Source organism: Anabaena sp. AL93 (assembly GCF_001672085.1).
GTDB classification, from domain to species: Bacteria; Cyanobacteriota; Cyanobacteriia; order Cyanobacteriales; family Nostocaceae; genus Dolichospermum; species Dolichospermum heterosporum.
In genome coordinates, this window is record NZ_LJOU01000059.1 from 1 (window position 1) to 19,121 (window position 19,121).

The following is a 19,121-nucleotide window of genomic DNA, read 5'->3' on the forward strand; positions in this document are numbered from 1 at the left end:
ACATATTTGAATCTACTAAGTCTTGGGGTGAAAGCATAATCAATTTATTAGATTGGATGCATAATGGACTTTCGTATTTTCCCAAAAGTATAGGAACAATGATTAGATGGTTTGGTGAAGTCGTAGGTTATTTTGATGGCAGAACTACGAGTGGTACTGTTGAAGGAATTAATAATAAACTCAAATTAATCAAAAGACTTGGATATGGCTTTCGTAACTTTAGTAATTTCCGATTACGTAGTTTATTAAACTGGCACTTTAGTATTAATTCTCCATAAAAGAGACGCAAGAGCCACAAATTATAGATAGATTAATCCGTGATGACAGATTAAAAATTATCGGTGCTTACTATGATATTAATACTGGTAAAGTTAGATTTTTAACTTGATATTTATTCCTCTTTTTTTCTTTATCTGCGTTTATCTGCGTTTACAAGCTACCATGAATCTTCAACTCAAAACAAATCATATAGAAATTATCAAAAATCATGCACAAAAAACCTATCCAGATGAATGTTGTGGGCTAATTTTAGGTTATAAAAATAGTGAATATAAAATTGTAGTAGAAATCATCCCCACAGAAAACGTCTGGAATACAGAAAAAGGCAATTTTACAGAGGACCAAAAACATAGTACCAGCAGAAGATATGCAATATCGCCCCAAGTCATGTTACACACGCAAAAAGCAGCGAGAAACCGTAATTTAAATATTATTGGGATCTATCATTCCCATCCTGATTCTCCAGCTATTCCTTCAGAATGGGATAGAATATACGCTTGGACAGAATACTCTTATGTGATATTATCAGTGCAAAATACTCAAGCTAGTGAACTGCAAAGCTGGACTCTTGACGACAACCACCAGTTTCAATCCGAGACAATTAAACTGATAAAATTAGCAAATTTAAGTTAACATTAATACTCCGCGCTGATTCCTACAACTGCTATGCTAAATCCCAATCTGGATGAAATCCAGTTGACGAAAGACGACTACGAACGCTATTCCCGCCACTTAATTTTGCCAGAAGTGGGCATGGAAGGGCAAAAACGCCTAAAAGCCGCCAGTGTATTGTGTATTGGTACAGGTGGACTAGGTTCGCCATTACTGTTATATCTTGCAGCAGCAGGTATAGGCAGAATTGGTATTGTTGATTTTGATGTTGTGGATACCTCTAACCTCCAACGTCAAGTTATTCACGGGACATCCTGGGTAGGTAAACCCAAAATCGAATCAGCAAAAAACCGGATTCATGAAATTAACCCCCATTGTCAGGTTGATTTATACGAAACCCGTCTGAGTGCAGAAAACGCTTTAGATATTATCCGTCCTTACGATATCGTTGTTGATGGCACCGATAATTTCCCGACGCGGTATTTAGTCAACGACGCTTGCGTATTGTTAGATAAACCCAACGTCTACGGTTCTATCTTCCGTTTTGAAGGACAAGCAACCGTCTTTAACTATGAGGGTGGTCCTAACTATCGTGACTTGTACCCCGAACCACCACCACCAGGAATGGTTCCTTCTTGTGCAGAAGGTGGAGTGCTGGGGATTTTACCGGGAATGATTGGCATTATCCAAGCTACGGAAACAGTGAAAATTATTCTGGGCAATGGTACTACCTTGAGTGGTAGACTGGTGCTTTATAATGCCTTGGATATGAAATTCCGGGAGTTGAAACTGCGTCCTAACCCCATCCGTCCAGTTATTGACAAGCTAATAGATTACGAACAATTCTGTGGTATTCCCCAAGCCCAAGCTGAAGAAGCGAAACAGCAAATGGAAATTCAAGAAATGACTGTGAAGGAGTTGAAGGCGTTATTAGATGGTGGGGCAAAGGATTTTGTGCTGCTAGACGTGCGTAATCCTCATGAGTATGAAATTGCGAGAATTCCTGGTTCTGTGTTAGTCCCTTTACCAGATATTGAAAATGGTGATGGTGTGGCTAAGGTGAAGGAATTACTCAATGGACACCGTTTAATTGCTCATTGTAAACTGGGTGGACGTTCGGCGAAAGCCTTGGCTATCTTGAAGGAAGCGGGGATTACTGGGACAAATGTTAAAGGGGGAATTAATGCTTGGAGTCAAGAAGTGGATGCTTCTGTTCCTCAGTATTAATCATTTTTTTTCAGGATTGTTGATCATGTTTAGCTTAAACCTATAACTATCTCCAGTCCGATGTTAACAGCAAGATACCCGATATTTTAGATAGTTGGGTATCTTGTGATGATGTATATAGAGGCATCTATTTTATTTATTGATATAATTTATACAAAAAAATCTTTAAAAAATACCAAAATTGTCCATTACTTATACTTCTTTTAAAGAGTAAGATGTCTAAAGTTTGCACAAACTTCATGAAAAATTTAGCCATAACAGTTTCCAGCTAGAAGAGGACATCCCCTAATCATAAAACATGGCTTGAGCAGAATGTGGTATTACCCTTGCTGCTTGATTTAGATACTAAAAGACTTTTCGCTTTCCTGCTATCAATAAACAGGGATTGAGGGTAAATTTACTTTCAAAAACTCAACTTGAGCAGTACCTATCGTCACAGCAACTTGCCGAAACAATAATATATTGCATTATGGATACGCTTTCCACAACTAAGTCTAAGATTCTGATTGTAGATGATGATGTCAGTGTCCGTAACCTGATTCAGCGTTTCTTGAGTCGTAAATATGAGATAGAATCAGCCGCGGACGGTAAAACGGCTCTTGTTGCTTTTGAAAAATTAAATCCGGCTTTAGTAATTCTTGATTGGAATTTACCAGATGCAAATGGATATAAACTGTGTCAAGAGATGCAGAGCCGTACTAATGCTTTGGTAATGATGCTTACTAGTCGCAATGATGAAGCTGATAAGATCAAGGTTTTAGCTGCCGGTGCGGATGATTTTTTAACTAAACCATTTAGTTTGGCTGAGGTGGAAGTTAGGGTGGAAGCACTATTAAGGCGTGTTCGCTATATTCAGCCTAGTGTTTCACAACGTCTCACTTTTAATCAGTTGTCTATTAATTCGGAAGCACGGGAGGTTACACTCAATAATAAGGCTTTGCCTTTGACTGCTTTGGAGTTTAATATTTTACATTTTCTGGCTACCCATCCTAGACAAGCATGGAGTCGTACTCAATTAATTCAAAAGATTTGGGGGTGTGATTATGTGGGTGATGGGCGCGTTGTTGATGTGCATATTGGTCAATTACGCAAGAAAATGGAGGCTGATTCTAGTATGCCGGAGTTTATTAAGACGGTACGGGGTTATGGCTATAAGTTTGATCCACCTGAAAATACCACAGTTTAAATTTGGCGAAATATGATGGTTGTGATGGCTTAACAATTTGCTCAAATCTGGGCTTGATGAGATGATTTAGGTGATTAATCGGTAGATATTGGGGCTAAAGTCTGTCAGGGAGTCGTATCTACTCAAGCCTCGGATAAAACCTTTAATTTTTTGCTTCTATAGGATATTCTCTGGTTTAGGAACAACTGCACTGTTAGCTTTAAAAAATATATATGCAAATTACTGTAATGACTTTTAACCTCCGCTATGATAAACCAGATCCTGGGGTGCGTCAGTGGAAAAAGCGTGTAGGGGCGATCGCTTCTTTAATTCAACATTACAAACCGGATTTGCTGGGTACACAGGAGGGTAAATCTCATCAACTGGCGGATTTACAGGCGCTCTTACCTGAATATAACATAATTGGGGGCGATCGCACTGGGACAGGAACGGGTGAACATTGTGCAATTTTCTACAACCCACAATGTCTGAAACTTCAGGAAACACAGGATTTTTATCTCAGTGATACTCCAGAAATTCCTGGTAGCATTACTTGGGGAACTCGTTTACCACGTATGGCTACTTGGGCTAATTTTGAAGTTGCTAATCCTGGTCTATCTTTAACTATATTAAATACCCATCTAGATCACGAAAATGCCAAATCTAGGGAGTTAAGTGCAGCTTTAATTAGTCAACGGTTGGCGGAATTTCCGTTAAAAAACTACTTACTGCTAACGGGGGATTTTAACGCTAATCCTGGTACTCTAGAACGGCAAATTTTTCTATCCCCTTTAGCTAATGGCAAACAATTACAAGATCCTTTAGAGACTCTGCCTCTAGAACAACAGAAAACTTTTCATAATTTTACGGGTCAAGCCTGGGATGCTATTGATACTATATATTGCGATCGCTGCGCTGACCAAAGGTATCGCTCTTTCTCAGTAGAACAAGTCATTATTGATCGTCAACAGTGGGAAGGGGTGTGGCCTTCTGACCATTTTCCAGTGATTGTAAAATTAACAATAGTTTCATGATTTGAACTGTGTAGGTGCAGGAATTTTTCGACCTAACTCTTGAGCAGTTTCTATCCATTCCTGCATAATAATTTCTATATTTTGCAGTGCTTCTTGATAAGTTTCTCCCTAAAGTTACAAGTTCAAAAGCGATCGCACATCCCCAAACATGAACTGCTTGCAGCAGCACTTCGCTATCGCACATCACCACATCTCTAAACAGCAAACTGACAAGTCAGCGCTTGCGTGATCGCTCATCCCCACATCCCCAAAACAATGATTCATAATCAATATTCCTAAATATTTTAACTCACAGCATATTCTGTAAACTGCCTCATAAAAGGAGACTGAAAACCTAAGAGGCTCTTGCGTCTCTTTTATGGAGAATTAATACTAAAGTGCCAGTTTAATAAACTACGTAATCGGAAATTACTAAAGTTACGAAAGCCATATCCAAGTCTTTTGATTAATTTGAGTTTATTATTAATTCCTTCAACAGTACCACTCGTAGTTCTGCCATCAAAATAACCTACGACTTCACCAAACCATCTAATCATTGTTCCTATACTTTTGGGAAAATACGAAAGTCCATTGTGCATCCAATCTAATAAATTGATTATGCTTTTACCCCAAGACTTAGTAGATTTTCTCTGAATAGATTTTCGGCTCTACCGGACTTAGTATGCTAAACTGGAGGGAACTCTTAACTGGGAACTCTTAACAGGGAACAGGAAGAATGTCAGATATTAATGACTTTAAAGACTTAATAATTTGGCAAAAAGGAATGGATATTGCTCAAAGATGCTATTTCCTCACTAAACTTTTTCCCAAAGATGAGTTATATGGTATGGTTCAACAAATTAGAAGAAGTGCTGTATCTATTCGGTGCTAATATATCTCTTATGATATGGACGAAGATATAGAGGAGAATATATAAGATTTTTAAACATAGCTCAAGGGTCAGTTAATGAATTAGAAACTCATCTGATTTTATCTCACCGAGTAGGATTATGTTCAGAAAAAGATGTAGAAATGATTCTTAATTTATTAAAAGAAGAAAGCAGAATGATTATTAGTCTTATTAAAAAACTAGAAAATTAAAATTTTTCCCCTGTTCCCAGTTAAGAGTTCCCTGTTCCCTTCTCTCAATTTCTCGGTTTAGCATAACAAGTACCGAAGAGCCAGATTTTCTAAGGATTTATTTTTAAATGTTTGTATCATTTATCTTTGAATTTTATATCATTATATGAATTATACAAAATTTCTACTTACAGTTACGAAATCGCACTTCCCCACACCCTCAAACGCGAACTGACAAGTCAGCGCTTGCGCTATCGTACCATCCCACACCCCAAACAGCGATACCTTCGGTAAGCTTCGCTAACGCTCTCCCAACATCCCAAACAGCGAACTGCTTGCAGCAGCGCTAGTTCCCTCCGGGACGCTCCGCGAACGCGATCGCTCTCCCAACATCCCTAAAACAGCGATCTGCTGAAAGCAGCAGCGCTTCGCTATCGCCTCAATTCATCACCAGAATAAAAAATGATAAGATACTAATAAGATTTTATTCATATTAGAAACTTATGAATGTGAGTTTTCCGATACCAAAAGAACTTGAGTCTTATCTTGAGGTTCAGCTTCAATCTGGCAATTATGATACTGTAGCGGACTATTTTTTGATGTTGTTGCAGCAGGATCAACGGCGTAAGGATGCTCAAGCAAAATTAGCTAGTTTGTTGCAAGAAGGTTTGGACTCAGAAGCAGAACCTGTAACTCCTGAATATTGGCAAGATTTGCGCCGTTCAGTCTTTGGTAAGGCGCAGTAGTGAGTATGGCTTTCCAGGTAATTGTTCGCAATCGTGCTACCCAGGATATTAGACAACAAGCAAATTATATTTTGGTCAATGGCAATCGGGAATCAGGGGAGAAGTTTTTGGAGTTTGTTGAGTCTGCTTTTGCTCAATTGGCAATAACCCCCAATATGGGTAAGGTTGTGTTGTCTTTGTCTGATATGGGAACAATTCGTCAGTGGCGGATTAAGAATTTTAAGGACTATTTGATTTTTTATAAAGTCCAAGAGGAACAAGTGGAGGTTCTACGGGTTTTGCATGGAGCGAGAGATTTAGAGGATTTATTGCCATTCTTAGATGAGGAAGTTTAATTTTTTGATTCCTAGGTCGCGCTAGTTCCCTCCGGGACGCTACCGCGAACGCTATCGCACTCCCCACATCCCAAAACAGCTATATCTTCCCTTGACAAAATATTTTCATACAATTAACATGAAATTATCAAATAATTTATTGAAAGTATGATGTTTAGCTTAAGCGATATTCACCCCTTATCAGAGTTTCAGCGAGGAGCAAAGATGTTTCTGGATAAGTTAAAAGAAACTAAATCTCCTATTGTGCTGACTGTGAATGGTAAAGCTGCTGCTGTGGTTCAAGATGCTGAAAGTTATCAAAAAATGATTGATAGACTGGAATTACTGGAATCCGTTGCCAAGATACGTCAAAGTATAAATGAGTTTGAACAAGGTGAGGGTATGCCGTTAAATCAAGCATTTGCAGAATTTAAGGAAAAGTATGGCATACCGGATTGAGATTTTACTTAGTGCTATTGCTGATATTGAGAGTATTTTCCTGATAGGAAAAATTGGATAATGGTAAAAATTATGTTGCAAGCAATTGAAGGAATTTACAAAGATGGTAAGGTAGAACTTAAAGAATTACCATCTGATATTTCAGAAAGTTTTGTTATTGTCACTTTTTTAAAATCGAAAAAAAATCACAAAAAAGATCAAATAATGCTGTTTGGTATGTTTTCTGGAAATCAGCAGTCAACAGAAGCGGATTTTGAAATTGCTGAATTTCATGGGGATAGTGAAGACAGCTTAGACTGGTCATAAGTAATTATGAAATATGTCTTAGATACTCATGCTTTAATCTGGTTTCTTGAAGGTAATTTAAAGTTAGGTGCAAATGCTAAAACTATCCTTTCTGATCCTGATTCACATTTAGTTATTCCTGCGACTACTTTAGCAGAAGCTGTTTGGATTGTAGAAAGAGGTAGAACATCTATTCCTGCTCCTAAAGATGCAATTTTAGCAGTAGAAGCTGATCCTCGTGTGGTAATTTATCCCCTTGATCAAGATGTTATTGAAATGACTATGAATTTATCTGCTATTAATGAAATGCACGATAGACAAATTGCGGCAACTGTGTTAGTTTTAGCCAGTAAAGGTAAAATTGTGCGGTTATTGACGTGCGACCAAAATATAACTGCTTCAGGTTTAGTTGCTATTGTTTGGTAGTTTGTAAATGAAGTCTATTTTAGCGATCGCACCCCCACATCTCCAAACAGCGATTCCTGCGGAGCGCAACGCTTACGCATTCCCAACATCCCAAACAGCGATCTCATTCCCATACCCCCAAACAGCGATTCCTGCGGAGCGCAACGCTTACGCACTCCCAAACCCCAAAAGCGATTCCTAGGTCGCGCTTCGCTATCGCATTCCCCACATCCCAAAAAGCGAACTGCTTGCAGCAGCACTTCGCTATCGCATCCCCACATCCCAAAAGCGATTCCTAGGTCGCGCTTCGCTATCGCACCTCCACACACCCAAACAGCGAACTGCTTGCAGCAGCGCAACGCTTACGCACTTCCACATCCCCAAACAGCGAACTGCTTGCAGCAGCGCAACGCTTACGCACTCCCACACCCCAAAAAGCGATTCCTAGGTCGCGCTTCGCTATCGCATCCCCACATCCCCAAAACAGCGAACTGCTTGCAGCAGCGCTTCGCTATCGCATCCCCACATCCCAAAAAGCGAACTGCTTGCAGCAGCGCTTCGCTATCGCACCATCTCCAACAGCACAAAACTATAGTAGCTTTATACTTAGGGCTTGCTGAAAAAGTGTTTCTGGAAAGGCAAGGGAACATTCGTCTTTATGTAAATCACCTCTTATATAGAGAGAATAATAATCAAGCATTGCAGACTCATTTAAGCCGTTGATAGTAAATGTATTATCAGGTGATCTCCCACGCTTCTTACAATCTTCTTGATAGGAAATTGGAGAACCTTTTTCACAATAATCTGCCAAATAGTATTTTTTAGAAGAATCTTCTTTTTGATTGGCATTTCACCTTTCCAAATAAAAATGTCAACAGGCATAAAAATTACAACTCCCTTCTTAATCTCAAATAATTACCAAATCATCCCCAAGTTCAAAACAAAACCCTTCAAAACATCTTCCCCCGAAACCGTAGCAGGAGATTTCAAAACCTCAACCTCCTTACCAGGTATATAAATTTCCACTTGACGAGATTTCCAATTGATTAATATACCCAAACGCACACCATTATCTATATATTCCTTCATCTTTTCCTGTGTAGTCTTCAAACTATCACTAGAAAAAAGTAACTCAATTACAAAATCAGGACAAATGGGAGGAAATTTTTGTTTTTCCTCATCAGTTAAATTATTCCATCTTTCTAACTTTACCCAAGCAGCATTAGGGGAGCGAATAGCACCATTTGGTAAAATAAATCCGACATCAGAACCAAAAACTACACCTTGTGATTTGTCATCGTTCCAATTTGCTAATTGAGCAGTTAAACCAGAATTAATATTGCCAGTTATCCCACCCAATAAAGGTTTTAATAAAAGACTACCATCAGCATTACGTTCAATTTTGATTAATTCATTGATTTGGCAGATTTCAAAGAATTGATCATCAGTTATTTGAATTGATGGAGGTAGATAGAGAGTGATAAATTCTAAACCAATGTCATAACTTGCTCATATTCTTCCTTATGACTTTGCAAAGCATCCCAGACATCAACTTTTTGCTGAAGATTCAACCAAAGTCTATGTCCATTTCCCAAAGCTTTACCAAGACGAATTGCAATATCTACAGTAATTGATTTTTCACCATTAATAATTTCCTGAATTGTTTGATTAGATACTCCTAAAATTTCAGCAAAATTGCTAGGATTAATATCTAAATCATCTAAAATATCTGCAATTATTTCACCAGGATGTATTGGTCTTACTAATCTATCTTGAGTAATATCTTGCAAATTATTCATAATTAATACTCCTTAATAATTTGGTTGGCTTTATTTAACGATGTTCAATCATTCAATACTATATTAACACAACATTCATTAATGGTAATCTTCTAAATTGACATCATAAGCATCCCCATCTTCAAATTTAAACGTTATCCGCCAGTTTCCTGATACCTTAATTGACCAAGTTCCTTTTCTGTCTCCTTTTAATTCATGCAAATCATATCCCGGTAATTTTATATCGTCTACCATTAAAGCTGAGTCTATAACTTCAAGCCTAATTCTAATTTTCTTTTCTAAATTTGCAGGAACTCCTTTATTAAAATTTTCTCTGAATAGATTTTGTAATGCTTTACTTTTAAATGTTTGAATCATCTTGAATTTTATATCATTATGTAGATTATACAAAGTTTCTACCTACAGTTACGCGATCGCACCCCACATTTCCAAACAAGCGATCTCACTCCCACACATCCCAAAAAGCGATTCCTAGGTCGCTTTTCGCTATCGCACCCCACATCCCAAACAGCGATTCCTAGGTCGCTTTTCGCTATCGCACCCCAACATCCCCAAAAGCGATTCCTAGGTCGCTTTTCGCTATCGCACTCCCACATCCTCAACAAGCGATTCCTAGGTCGCGCTTCGCTATCGCACTCCCACATCCTCAACAAGCGATTCCTAGGTCGCGCTTCGCTATCGCATTCCCCACATCCCAAAAAGCGATTCCTAGGTCGCGCTTCGCTATCGCACTCCAAACATCCCAAAAGCGAACTGCTTGCAGCAGCGCTTCGCTATCGTTCTCCCCACATCTCCCAAAAGCGAACTGCTTGCAGCAGCGCTTCGCTATCGCACTCTCCACATCCCAAACAGCGATTCCTAGGTCGCGCTTCGCTATCGCACCCCACAAACCCAAAACAGCGTATAGTTAAATTAGGCTTAAAACTATAAATAAGCAAAAAATGTATGTCTAACTATCAAGAATTGTTACAACAGGCTAAAAATCTGACTCCAGAAGAACAACTTAAATTAGTTGAAAATTTATCTATCTTAATTCGTCAACAATTGAAAATGACATCAAAACCAAAGCGTAGTATTCTAGAATTACGTGGTTTAGGTAAAGAAATCTGGGGAAATATTGACGCTCAGGAATATATTAATCAGGAGCGTGATTCATGGAATGGTTAAATGAATTACAGGGTAAAATTATAGGTTTAGATACTGCACCGCTAATTTATTTTATAGAAGAAAATCCTATTTATTTAGAAGTTACAGATGTTTTTTTTACAGCTATGTATAGAGGTTAGTTCAGTGTTGTCACGTCGGTTTTAACTATATCAGAAGTTTTAGTTTATCCTTTACGTGCAGGAAATACGATATTAGCTCAACAATATCGTGATATTCTTTTTAATTCTCAAGGTTTAACAACTATTGAAGTGTTACCAGATATTGCTGAAAATGCGGCTAAATTAAGAGCAGATTACAATTTAAGAACACCGGATGCTATTCAAATGGCTACTGCTATTTATGGTGGTGCGTCTTTTTTCTTGACAAATGATATACGTTTACCTTCTTTACCAGGGTTAACTGTGTTGGTTTTAAATCAATTGATAAGTTAAGTGCTTTGAAATAGAGCGATCGCACTCCCACACCTCCCAAAACAGCGATTCCTGCGGAGCGCTTCGCTATCGCACTCCCACATCCCAAAAGCATCAATTAAGCAGACATTAAACGCTGTGTAGGTTCAGGAATTTTTCGACCTAACTCTTGAGCAGTTTCTATCCATTCCTGCATAATAATTTCTATATTTTGCAGTGCTTCTTGATAAGTTTCTCCATCAGCAGCACATCCCGGTAAATCTGGAACTTCTGCGATAAATGCTTGGTCTTGTTCACTCCAATAGAGATTAATTTCATAGCGCAGAGTCATCTTAACCTCCTAGCTGATATTTAAGTAACATTTCACGGACTTGTTTAACTTGATATGCTTTGGCTTTTCCTTGTTTGGGTTGAAGGTTCAAGATTTCTTCAACTCCTTCTTTTGTAAAAATGTGGTGACTACCACGAATTCTTTCATCAAATCCTAATCTGATTAAGAGTTGACACAATCGCTCAAAGGATATATTTGTGTCAGATGCGCCTGATAGAATTTTAGCTGATAGCTTGTCTTGTTGACTCACAAGTTATAATTTTATTGACTCAGATGCTTATAATAATCGAAAGCGATGCCTTCGGTCAGCTTCGCTATCGCACTCCCACATTCCCAACATCCCCAAAAGAGCGATTCCTACGGAGCGCTTCGCTATCGCACCTCCTCACAACCCTAACAAGCGATTCCTACGGAGCGCTTCGCTATCGCATCCCCCACATCCCAAACAGCGAACTGCTTGCAGCAGCGCTTCGCTATCGCACTCCCACACCCCAAAAGCGATAGCACCTCCACACCCCCAACCAGCGATCGCACTCTCCACATCCTCAACAAGCGAACTGCTTGCAGCAGCGCTTCGCTATCGCACTCCCCGCATCCCCAAAAGCAACCTAGCGATCACTATTGCATAGTATTTTTGTACTTATCAAGATTTTACACCAACAATCAAATACAATTTCCGTAGATATGACAGTTTAGGGGGTAATTTTGGGTAATACTAAGAAAGCTCAATAAGTTAAATATAGCTTTGTATGTCTACTGAATTAACTGCTGAAACTTTAATCCCACTTTCTGTCCAAGAACGGAAAGCACTAATTTTGCATCATGCTTCATTAATTGATGTGACTCACATCGCAGATGAAGATTTACACATAGCATATAAATACGGAAAAATTATTTCCTCAATAGCACCAGCTTACTTCCAATATCAAATTGCACAAGACAAGCAGAATGGATCTGTTTTAGAATTAGATAGACAATCTCAGTTAATTAGTAGTAAAACTGAAAAATTCGCAGATGATTTTATTGAGTGGTTAAAACTCGACTTTGAAAAGAAAAATTCAATAATTGAGGATCATCCTAACCCATCCAATCTTTTTGAACTCTGTAGAGCTAAATTGCTAGTTACTAGCAACTCAGTGACAAGAAGCCTTAGTACAACAATGGGAAGTCTCTGGGAAAAGATATCTAATATTAGTCCTTATATTATTAACCCAGAATTTGAATTTGGAATTAAAATTACTGGAATTGATATTCTACTTTTTTCGGAAGAAACAGTTAAGTTTGCACAACTAAAAACTCTAAAAGGAACATTGACTGGTTCCCAAGTACCAAGAGCAAAAAAAGAATTAAGTATTCATGAAAACTCTTTGTTTATAGCAGCTTTTGATTTAGGTAAATGGACTTTTTCAAATAGAAGTAACATTCCTCGCATTGCTGGTAAACCATTTTGGAATATGATTTGCATGGATTATGATCTAGTTGAAAATCATATCCGAGATATGTTACAGAAAATTGATCAAGCATTTGCTGAATTAGCCACAAAATAAATAGTTACCAAATCTATAGAGAAAAAAGTGAAAGTTGTTCAGATATCTCTTTACCTTTTGCTTTCTTTCCTTGAATTAAGTTGAGAAGATAACTACCAAGTTCTTTAGCAAGTAATACGGGAACTGCATTACCAATTTGTTTATATTTAGAACTGACAGAACCATAAAAAATCCAATCATCGGGAAAAGTTTGAATTCTTGCAGATTCACGGACAGTTAAAGAACGTAATTCTACAGGATGACACATATCTGTAGCTTTTTGGTGTGGACTTGTTGTAATTGTTGGAGAAGGTTTATCCCAAGATAATCTTCTATAAAAACCTACTTTTCCACCTCCCGAATTATAAGCACCTCCCATAGCTTCTTGTTTTAATTCTTCTGGTAAATGCTTCCAGTTTTGTCCAGCTTCCAATAATCTTAAATATTTTAAGCGACTTTCTGGATAAGCCATAAATTCTTGTTCTGTATCAACTAAATCTGTTATAGCATCTTCTAAAGTTCGCCATTTAGGTAAAATTTTACCATCTTTACAATATTTGGGAATAGGAAATGTAGCAGCTTCACCATCTCTAGAACCAATAAATACTACACGCGCTCTATTCTGTGGAACACCATAATCTGCTGCTTCTAAAAGGTTATAAACGATGTTATAGCCTATTTCCTTCATTTCTGATAATACTACTTTCAAAGCAGCACCAGCTATTTCATCAACTTCCAAGGGTGGGTAATCTTTTCCTCTTTGGTTAATTGGTCTATGACGAAGTGGAGCAGAAAGCAAACCTTTGACATTTTCCATTAAGAAAAAACGGGGTTGGACTTCTTTAACAATGCGAACAAAGTCCATGAATAAACTACCGCGAGGGTCCATAACTGAACCTCTTTTCCCTGCGGTACTAAATGGCTGACAAGGTGGACCACCCGTTACTAAATCTACTTCTCCTGGTTGTAAAGCACGTCCTAAATTTAAAACCATTCCCCCTTCTTCAAGTAATTCTTGAGAACTGACGTTTTGTATTTCTCTGGGAATAGCACTTTCTTGCAAAAATGGACGATTAAGAGCAATTGTTTTTGTAGCATCACGGTCTTTTTCTACTACACTTACTGTATGAAATCCTGCTTGTTCCATACCCAAGTCTAGACCAAAAGCACCTGTAAATAAGGAAATAGAAATAGCTTTACCATCTATCATTCTTGTCGTTCCCCAACAATTACTAAAATCAATAGTTATATAATGAGATGTATAAGGAACTTGCTCATATATCACTAATTAGATCAAGTGTATCACTCTTTCGTGATAGATAAATTGAATAATTGTAAACATTACCAAATCATCGCCAAATTCAAAACAAACCCCTTTAAAACATCTTCCCCTGAAACCGTAGCAGGAGAATCCAAAACCTCAACCTCTTTTCCTGGTCTATAAATCTCCACTTGACGAGATTTACGATTAATTAATATACCCAAACGCACACCATTATCTATATATTCCTTCATCTTTTCCTGTGTAGTCTTCAAACTATCACTAGGAGAAAGTAACTCAATGACAAAATCAGGACAAATAGGAGGAAACTTTTGTTTTTCTTCATCACTTAAAGCATCCCATATTTCCAACTTAATCCAAGAAGCATCAGGAGAACGATCTGCACCATTTGGTAATTTAAAACCAGTAGAAGAATCAAAAGCTATCCCAGTACCATCAGCATCAGTCCAATTAAATAATTGTTGATTGAGTCTACCATTACGATTTCCCGTTTCTCCCCCCGCAGGTGACATAATTATTAATTCCCCATTTGCATTTCTTTCAAATCTCAATTCGCGGTTGTTTTGACATAGCTGAAAAAACTGATCATCAGTCATATCTATCACTGATTTTAAACTCACAGTTAAAGCATTCATAACCACATCCCACAATTACAAAAATTGTTATTTTCCCAAATCATAAACTAATCTCCCTCTTCCTTTGCTCCTTTGCGACTACCCTTCGGGATCTCTAAGAGAGATTGCGCGAAACAAAATCAAGATATCATAGGCAGGTAAAAAACCTGCCCATTTAATCCTATTCTATACCCTCAATCCGATTTTCAACCTCCTGATACAACTCTCTCAACCGGTCTAAATTCTCCTCGCTAGTCTCCCAATAACCGCGTCCATTCATTTCCAACAAAGTAGAAACAATCTTGCGGAAAGAATGAGGATTGAGATTCATCAACCGCTTTTGCATTTCCTCATCTTTGATGAAAGTCTCATTTGTGTCCTCATAAATCCAATTATCCACAGCACCAGCAGTCGCACTCCAACCAGTAGTATTAACCAACCGCTTCGAGAGTTCCCGCACACCTTCGTAACCGTGAGACAACATTCCCTCATACCATTTGGGATTTAACAACTTAGTCCGCGCATCCAAACGCACAGTTTCCGATAAACTTCTGACTTGTGCATTCGCAGTAGTTGTATCTGCAATGTAAGAAGATGGTTTCTTGCCATCAGCACGCAGACTTGCTACTAACTTAGTAGGATCAGAGTCAAAATAGTGGGAAACATCAGTTAAACTGATTTCCGAAGAATCGAGATTCTGGAAAGTTGCATCAGCAGTTTTCAAAGTAGTTTCAAAAATCTCCCGCGACTCATCCATAACCCCAGGATTATCAGAATTGAAAGAGAAAGATTTCCGTTTCAAATACATTTCCTGTAACTCAGCTTCACTATCCCAAGTGCTATTCTCCACCGCTAAGTTAATATTAGAAGAATAAGAACCGGAAGCATTAGAGAAAACGCGAGTTGCAGCTTGACGCAGATTTATCCCCATGTCCTCCGCTTGTTTCAAAGCGTGCTTGCGGACAAAGTTCATTTCCAAAGGTTCATCAGCTTCCGCAGCCATTTTCACACCTTGGTCAAGCAAATTCATTTGGTTAATGAACAAGTCGCGGAATACACCAGAACAGTTAATTACAACATCAATTCTAGGACGACCCAACTCTGATAAAGGTATCAATTCCAACTTGTTCACCCGTCCCAAAGCATCGGGAACTGGACGTACTCCCACCATCCACATAATTTGGGCGAGGGATTCGCCGTAGGTTTTGATGTTATCTGTACCCCAGAGGACACAGGCAATGGTTTCCGGCCAGTTGCCATCATTTTCCGACTTGTTCCGTTCCAACAACCGATCCACGACGATTTTCGCAGATTGAACTGCGGCAGAAGTGGGGATAGATTGGGGATCTAAGGCGTGAATATTTTTACCTGTGGGTAATACGTCAGGATTACGGATAGGATCTCCACCGGGACCAGGGAGAATATATTCACCTGCTAAACCTTGGAGAAGTCCACCCAGTTCGTTATCTGCACAAACTTGTTTTAAGCAGAATTCCAAATATTCAAACAGAGGTTTTAATGCAGAGGTGTCAACTTTGGGATAACCTGATTGATGCAGTGATTCTACCCAAGGTTCTTTTCTCCCCATATTGAAGAAATTCAACTTGGAAACCGCGATAACTCGACCTTCTGCGTCAATTTGTTCTTGAACTAAGGCTCTAACAGCCGCACGAGTAGCGAGGGTGATATCTTGTAATAATTGCACATCTGCCAAAATTCCGGCATCATTGTTTCTGTAGATATCCTCAATGGTGCGTCCCAGACTTCTGGCAATAATTCCCGGTAAACCTTGAATTTCTTCCTCTTGTCGATCTAAACTAGCTATATTGACCAAAGTTGCGATCGCTTCTTCGGCACTAGGAGGCTTACCAATCACGTGCAGTCCACAAGGTAACAAGCGCGATTCAATCTCCATCAACCGCCGATAAACGCTACCCACAATGTTATCCCGTTCTTCCGAGGACATATCCTTAGAATCGGTTTCTGGTAACTCAATATCCTTGTCTAAGTTGACAATGCGGCATTTATCCATGATGGAATTGACAATGGAAACGCCCCGGCCAGTGTCTTTCAAAGTTTGGTAAGAAGCAATTAACTCGCTGAGTTCTTTCAAACCCTTGTATAAACCAGCATTTTCCGCAGGTGGTGTCAGGTAAGAAATTGTTTCTGCATAACTACGACGTTTAGCAATTGTGGCTTCACTGGGGTTATTAGCTGCGTAATAATACAGGTTAGGAATTGAGCCAATTAGTTGATCTGGGTAACAATCACCGGACATTCCCATTTGCTTACCGGGCATGAATTCTAATGAGCCGTGTGTACCAAAGTGTAACACAGCATCAGCGCCCCAAATCCGTTCTAGATAGGTGTAGTAAGCTGCAAAGCCGTGGTGCGGACTTGCGGAACGGGAGAATAACAACCGCATGGGGTCGCCTTCATAACCAAATGTTGGCTGCACACCAATGAACACATTACCAAATTGTTTCCCGTAAATCAAGAGATTTTGTCCGTCGCTGTTTAAGTTTCCGGGAGGTGGTCCCCAGTTCTCTTCTAAGCGTTGGGAGTAGGGTGTCAGTGCTTCATATTCTGGCACAGACATTTTGTAAGCAATGTTGAGTTCGGGACTGTTGTATTGTGCTTGTGCGTCGTGGATGACTTGTTCCAATAACTCTTGGGGAGTTTCAGGAATGTCTTGTACGTCGTAACCGTTGTTTCTCAGTCCTTTCATGACTTCATGGATTGAACCGAATACATCTAAATATGCGGCTGTACCCACGTTGCCTTTATCGGGAGGGAAGCTAAAAACGGTGATAGCAACTTTTTTGGTTAATTTGGGTTTACGGCGCAGATTTGCCCATTTTAAGGCGCGTTGGGCAACTATTTCTACTCTATCTTGAAGTGCGATCGCTTTCCCGGTTGTCCCATCTTTACCTGATAAGATAATCGGCTCAATTGCACCGTCTAGTTCAGGGATAGCAATCTGTAAAGCCACTTGAATGGGATGTAACCCCAAATCGCTATCTAGCCATTCTTCCGTGGTTTGGAAGACCAAAGGCAAGGCCACCATGTAGGGACGGTTTAACCGTTTTAATGCTTCAATAGCTTTCGGATGATCTTGTCTGGCAGGGCCACCCACCAAAGCGAAACCAGTTAAGGATACCACCGCATCTATTAACTGCATTTTGGTAATTGGTTCATAGAAATAAGCTTCTATTGGTTTAGAAAAATCCAAACCACCAGCAAATACAGGCAGAACTTTTGCTCCTGAAGATTCTAATTCCTGAACAATTGCCACATAATGGGCATCATCACCGGTCACTAGGTGAGTCCGTTGTAAAACCAAACCTACACAGGGTGCAAGAGGGTCTTTCAGGTCTTGGGAAATGTCCTTGCGGGCAGAGTACCAGTTGAGATATTCTCGTACATCCTCAAACATACTTGGCGCTAAAGGATGCCAAATTCCCATATCGGGATAAACAACAGGTGCTTCATATTTAGCAGCGACAAAATTTTCTTTTTCTACGCCTTTTAATACGTATTTGTCAGCCAGCATCAGCAAGAAGTTTTCCAGGTTTTCCGCTGAACCACCTAGCCAATACTGAAAACTGAGCATGAAGTTTCTCGCGTCTTGTGCTTTTTCCATAGGGAGGAATTTCAGCACTTGGGGGAGTGTCCGCAATAACTTCAACATTCCGTCTTGGAAACCAGCGCCAGATTTTTCTTTGCGCTTCTTCATGAAGTTAGCGATGACGCTCTTGGATTGTCCTAATTGCGCCAAGGAGAAGCTACCCATTTTATTGAGGCGCATAACTTCGGGCATGGAGGGGAAGACAACCGATACATCTAGGTTATCACGATGGGGTTCAACTGCGGCAACTACTTTTTGTGCTAAGTCTTCAATAAAAATTAGAGAAGCAATGAATATATTAGCACTGGCTATATCGCGTTTCAACTCCTCATAGTTTTCAGAGTTGCGTAGTTCTTCAATCAAGTATCCACTGATTTCTATGGCTACGCTGGGATGATTAGCGTTAATTTCCCGTACCGCTTGTGATAATGCACTTTGGTATTGGGATTCTAGCACGACATAGACAACCTTGATTAACTTACGTCCCCGTAAATCGTCAGGTGCAATATGTCGAATCGTGGACTTGACTTGGGTAAACATTCAAATAAGCTCCTTTCAAGCGTGTTCTCATGAAGTTCTTCACGGCTAATATGGCCGTTTGTAACTGCAATTATTTTCGGCAATAAGAGTTTTTTAGCAGAAAACTCGGATTCTGTGGGGGTTTTGTCCTATATCTGATACAAAATGATATAGAAAACAACATATTTATTCATGAATCTTAACAAAGAATACAGCTTCTCTCACCTGTTTTTAAATTTTGTTTACATAGCTGTTTCAGA

The 19,121-nt window shown here is 39.2% G+C and carries 24 protein-coding genes and 3 pseudogenes; 16 read left to right on the top strand and 11 right to left on the bottom strand.

Annotated elements, in window-relative coordinates:
• From AN486_RS15760 to AN486_RS15780, 5 genes are all read left to right on the top strand, one after another.
• On the top strand, positions 1 to 278 hold a 278-nt coding region (locus AN486_RS15760), incomplete at its 5' end, for a transposase (protein ID WP_290600487.1).
• A 163-nt stretch (positions 279 to 441) separates the two neighbouring features.
• The gene (locus tag AN486_RS15765; protein WP_053541104.1) at positions 442 to 912 is read left to right on the top strand and encodes a M67 family metallopeptidase; all 471 of its coding nucleotides are present in this window, start codon (positions 442 to 444) and stop codon (positions 910 to 912) included.
• A 33-nt stretch (positions 913 to 945) separates the two neighbouring features.
• Positions 946 to 2,118 (top strand): molybdopterin-synthase adenylyltransferase MoeB, encoded by a 1,173-nt coding sequence (gene moeB / locus AN486_RS15770; RefSeq protein WP_053541105.1) that lies wholly within the window; start codon positions 946 to 948, stop codon positions 2,116 to 2,118.
• Positions 2,119 to 2,587: 469 nt separating this feature from the next.
• Complete coding sequence (locus tag AN486_RS15775; RefSeq protein ID WP_053541106.1) at positions 2,588 to 3,304, top strand: response regulator transcription factor; 717 nt, start codon at positions 2,588 to 2,590, stop codon at positions 3,302 to 3,304.
• 212 nt (positions 3,305 to 3,516) lie between these two features.
• A complete protein-coding gene (locus tag AN486_RS15780) occupies positions 3,517 to 4,317 on the top strand; it encodes an endonuclease/exonuclease/phosphatase family protein (RefSeq protein WP_053541107.1) in 801 nt (266 codons plus the stop codon).
• Here AN486_RS15780 and AN486_RS15785 read toward each other — a convergent pair.
• Positions 4,312 to 4,425, bottom strand: a pseudogene (locus tag AN486_RS15785) (type II toxin-antitoxin system HicB family antitoxin); the annotation flags it as partial. The gene AN486_RS15780 and the pseudogene AN486_RS15785 sit on opposite strands and share 6 nt — an antisense overlap.
• Positions 4,426 to 4,673: 248 nt before the next feature.
• Positions 4,674 to 4,943: pseudogene (locus tag AN486_RS15790) on the bottom strand (transposase); the annotation flags it as partial.
• Between the two features lie 89 nt (positions 4,944 to 5,032).
• On the opposite strand from AN486_RS15790, the gene AN486_RS15795 reads away from it, so the two are divergent.
• The 7 genes from AN486_RS15795 (at position 5,033) to AN486_RS15825 (ending at position 7,606) form a co-directional block, all read left to right on the top strand.
• On the top strand, positions 5,033 to 5,188 hold the full coding sequence (locus AN486_RS15795) for a four helix bundle protein (protein ID WP_250636666.1): 156 nt from the start codon (positions 5,033 to 5,035) through the stop codon (positions 5,186 to 5,188).
• A 56-nt stretch (positions 5,189 to 5,244) separates the two neighbouring features.
• Positions 5,245 to 5,397 carry a four helix bundle protein gene (locus tag AN486_RS15800; protein WP_235335026.1) on the top strand — a complete coding sequence of 51 codons (153 nt, stop codon included), beginning with the start codon at positions 5,245 to 5,247 and terminating at the stop codon, positions 5,395 to 5,397.
• Between the two features lie 482 nt (positions 5,398 to 5,879).
• Entirely contained in the window at positions 5,880 to 6,122 is a 243-nt protein-coding gene (locus AN486_RS15805) for a transcriptional regulator (RefSeq protein ID WP_053541109.1), read from the top strand.
• Between the two features lie 5 nt (positions 6,123 to 6,127).
• The gene (locus AN486_RS15810) at positions 6,128 to 6,457 is read left to right on the top strand and encodes a type II toxin-antitoxin system RelE/ParE family toxin (protein ID WP_027402785.1); all 330 of its coding nucleotides are present in this window, start codon (positions 6,128 to 6,130) and stop codon (positions 6,455 to 6,457) included.
• A gap of 147 nt (positions 6,458 to 6,604) precedes the next feature.
• A complete protein-coding gene (locus AN486_RS15815; protein ID WP_233455439.1) occupies positions 6,605 to 6,895 on the top strand; it encodes a type II toxin-antitoxin system Phd/YefM family antitoxin in 291 nt (96 codons plus the stop codon).
• 72 nt (positions 6,896 to 6,967) lie between these two features.
• Complete coding sequence (locus AN486_RS15820) at positions 6,968 to 7,201, top strand: hypothetical protein (RefSeq protein WP_053541413.1); 234 nt, start codon at positions 6,968 to 6,970, stop codon at positions 7,199 to 7,201.
• Positions 7,202 to 7,207: 6 nt separating this feature from the next.
• Entirely contained in the window at positions 7,208 to 7,606 is a 399-nt protein-coding gene (locus AN486_RS15825; RefSeq protein ID WP_168635675.1) for a PIN domain-containing protein, read from the top strand.
• Between the two features lie 14 nt (positions 7,607 to 7,620).
• On the opposite strand, the gene AN486_RS15830 is transcribed toward AN486_RS15825, so the two are convergent.
• The 4 genes from AN486_RS15830 to AN486_RS15845 all read right to left on the bottom strand — a co-directional run bounded on the left by AN486_RS15830 (position 7,621) and on the right by AN486_RS15845 (position 9,741).
• A complete protein-coding gene (locus tag AN486_RS15830; RefSeq protein ID WP_168635674.1) occupies positions 7,621 to 7,866 on the bottom strand; it encodes a hypothetical protein in 246 nt (81 codons plus the stop codon).
• A gap of 634 nt (positions 7,867 to 8,500) precedes the next feature.
• Positions 8,501 to 9,082: a Uma2 family endonuclease gene (locus tag AN486_RS15835; protein WP_053541112.1), complete on the bottom strand. Its 582-nt coding sequence runs from the start codon at positions 9,080 to 9,082 to the stop codon at positions 8,501 to 8,503.
• Entirely contained in the window at positions 9,073 to 9,384 is a 312-nt protein-coding gene (locus tag AN486_RS15840) for a HigA family addiction module antitoxin (RefSeq protein ID WP_053541113.1), read from the bottom strand. Before AN486_RS15840 ends, AN486_RS15835 begins: the two co-directional genes overlap by 10 nt.
• 78 nt (positions 9,385 to 9,462) lie before the next feature.
• Positions 9,463 to 9,741 carry a type II toxin-antitoxin system RelE/ParE family toxin gene (locus tag AN486_RS15845; RefSeq protein ID WP_053541114.1) on the bottom strand — a complete coding sequence of 93 codons (279 nt, stop codon included), beginning with the start codon at positions 9,739 to 9,741 and terminating at the stop codon, positions 9,463 to 9,465.
• 588 nt (positions 9,742 to 10,329) lie between these two features.
• Between AN486_RS15845 and AN486_RS15850 the strand changes: the two genes are divergently transcribed.
• The 3 genes and pseudogenes from AN486_RS15850 to AN486_RS15860 form a co-directional block, all read left to right on the top strand.
• A complete protein-coding gene (locus AN486_RS15850) occupies positions 10,330 to 10,551 on the top strand; it encodes a hypothetical protein (RefSeq protein ID WP_053541115.1) in 222 nt (73 codons plus the stop codon).
• On the top strand, positions 10,539 to 10,670 hold the full coding sequence (locus tag AN486_RS15855) for a hypothetical protein (protein WP_267902169.1): 132 nt from the start codon (positions 10,539 to 10,541) through the stop codon (positions 10,668 to 10,670). The genes AN486_RS15850 and AN486_RS15855 overlap by 13 nt, the downstream gene beginning before the upstream one ends.
• 18 nt (positions 10,671 to 10,688) lie before the next feature.
• Positions 10,689 to 10,982: pseudogene (locus AN486_RS15860) on the top strand (type II toxin-antitoxin system VapC family toxin); the annotation flags it as partial.
• A 97-nt stretch (positions 10,983 to 11,079) separates the two neighbouring features.
• On the opposite strand, the gene AN486_RS15865 reads toward AN486_RS15860, so the two are convergent.
• Together AN486_RS15865 and AN486_RS15870 are read right to left on the bottom strand one after the other, a co-directional pair.
• Positions 11,080 to 11,292 (bottom strand): type II toxin-antitoxin system HicB family antitoxin, encoded by a 213-nt coding sequence (locus AN486_RS15865; RefSeq protein ID WP_053541116.1) that lies wholly within the window; start codon positions 11,290 to 11,292, stop codon positions 11,080 to 11,082.
• Between the two features lies 1 nt (position 11,293).
• Positions 11,294 to 11,542: a type II toxin-antitoxin system HicA family toxin gene (locus AN486_RS15870; RefSeq protein WP_168635673.1), complete on the bottom strand. Its 249-nt coding sequence runs from the start codon at positions 11,540 to 11,542 to the stop codon at positions 11,294 to 11,296.
• A gap of 499 nt (positions 11,543 to 12,041) precedes the next feature.
• Between AN486_RS15870 and AN486_RS15875 the strand changes: the two genes are divergently transcribed.
• The gene (locus tag AN486_RS15875) at positions 12,042 to 12,839 is read left to right on the top strand and encodes a hypothetical protein (RefSeq protein ID WP_168635672.1); all 798 of its coding nucleotides are present in this window, start codon (positions 12,042 to 12,044) and stop codon (positions 12,837 to 12,839) included.
• Between the two features lie 13 nt (positions 12,840 to 12,852).
• Here the strand turns inward: AN486_RS15875 and AN486_RS15880 are convergent, their stop codons facing one another.
• The 3 genes from AN486_RS15880 to AN486_RS15890 form a co-directional block, all read right to left on the bottom strand.
• Entirely contained in the window at positions 12,853 to 14,028 is a 1,176-nt protein-coding gene (locus AN486_RS15880) for a DNA cytosine methyltransferase (protein ID WP_290601501.1), read from the bottom strand.
• Positions 14,029 to 14,159: 131 nt separating this feature from the next.
• Positions 14,160 to 14,735 carry a Uma2 family endonuclease gene (locus AN486_RS15885; RefSeq protein ID WP_290601476.1) on the bottom strand — a complete coding sequence of 192 codons (576 nt, stop codon included), beginning with the start codon at positions 14,733 to 14,735 and terminating at the stop codon, positions 14,160 to 14,162.
• 160 nt (positions 14,736 to 14,895) lie between these two features.
• Positions 14,896 to 18,882: a magnesium chelatase subunit H gene (locus AN486_RS15890; protein ID WP_290601478.1), complete on the bottom strand. Its 3,987-nt coding sequence runs from the start codon at positions 18,880 to 18,882 to the stop codon at positions 14,896 to 14,898.
• Positions 18,883 to 19,121: the final 239 nt, after the last annotated feature.

Coding starts and splice junctions, on each gene's coding strand:
- AN486_RS15875 (WP_168635672.1), top strand. CDS start 12,042: ATGTCTACTGAATTAACTGCTGAAACTTTAATCCCACTTTCTGTCCAA.
- AN486_RS15805 (WP_053541109.1), top strand. CDS start 5,880: ATGAATGTGAGTTTTCCGATACCAAAAGAACTTGAGTCTTATCTTGAG.
- AN486_RS15810 (WP_027402785.1), top strand. CDS start 6,128: ATGGCTTTCCAGGTAATTGTTCGCAATCGTGCTACCCAGGATATTAGA.
- AN486_RS15765 (WP_053541104.1), top strand. CDS start 442: ATGAATCTTCAACTCAAAACAAATCATATAGAAATTATCAAAAATCAT.
- AN486_RS15775 (WP_053541106.1), top strand. CDS start 2,588: ATGGATACGCTTTCCACAACTAAGTCTAAGATTCTGATTGTAGATGAT.
- AN486_RS15820 (WP_053541413.1), top strand. CDS start 6,968: ATGTTGCAAGCAATTGAAGGAATTTACAAAGATGGTAAGGTAGAACTT.
- AN486_RS15890 (WP_290601478.1), bottom strand. CDS start 18,882: ATGTTTACCCAAGTCAAGTCCACGATTCGACATATTGCACCTGACGAT.
- AN486_RS15780 (WP_053541107.1), top strand. CDS start 3,517: ATGCAAATTACTGTAATGACTTTTAACCTCCGCTATGATAAACCAGAT.
- AN486_RS15830 (WP_168635674.1), bottom strand. CDS start 7,866: ATGTGGGGATGCGATAGCGAAGTGCTGCTGCAAGCAGTTCGCTTTTTG.
- AN486_RS15840 (WP_053541113.1), bottom strand. CDS start 9,384: ATGAATAATTTGCAAGATATTACTCAAGATAGATTAGTAAGACCAATA.
- moeB (WP_053541105.1), top strand. CDS start 946: ATGCTAAATCCCAATCTGGATGAAATCCAGTTGACGAAAGACGACTAC.
- AN486_RS15845 (WP_053541114.1), bottom strand. CDS start 9,741: ATGATTCAAACATTTAAAAGTAAAGCATTACAAAATCTATTCAGAGAA.
- AN486_RS15795 (WP_250636666.1), top strand. CDS start 5,033: ATGTCAGATATTAATGACTTTAAAGACTTAATAATTTGGCAAAAAGGA.
- AN486_RS15855 (WP_267902169.1), top strand. CDS start 10,539: ATGGAATGGTTAAATGAATTACAGGGTAAAATTATAGGTTTAGATACT.
- AN486_RS15815 (WP_233455439.1), top strand. CDS start 6,605: ATGATGTTTAGCTTAAGCGATATTCACCCCTTATCAGAGTTTCAGCGA.
- AN486_RS15850 (WP_053541115.1), top strand. CDS start 10,330: ATGTCTAACTATCAAGAATTGTTACAACAGGCTAAAAATCTGACTCCA.
- AN486_RS15885 (WP_290601476.1), bottom strand. CDS start 14,735: ATGAATGCTTTAACTGTGAGTTTAAAATCAGTGATAGATATGACTGAT.
- AN486_RS15825 (WP_168635675.1), top strand. CDS start 7,208: ATGAAATATGTCTTAGATACTCATGCTTTAATCTGGTTTCTTGAAGGT.
- AN486_RS15880 (WP_290601501.1), bottom strand. CDS start 14,028: ATGATAGATGGTAAAGCTATTTCTATTTCCTTATTTACAGGTGCTTTT.
- AN486_RS15865 (WP_053541116.1), bottom strand. CDS start 11,292: ATGACTCTGCGCTATGAAATTAATCTCTATTGGAGTGAACAAGACCAA.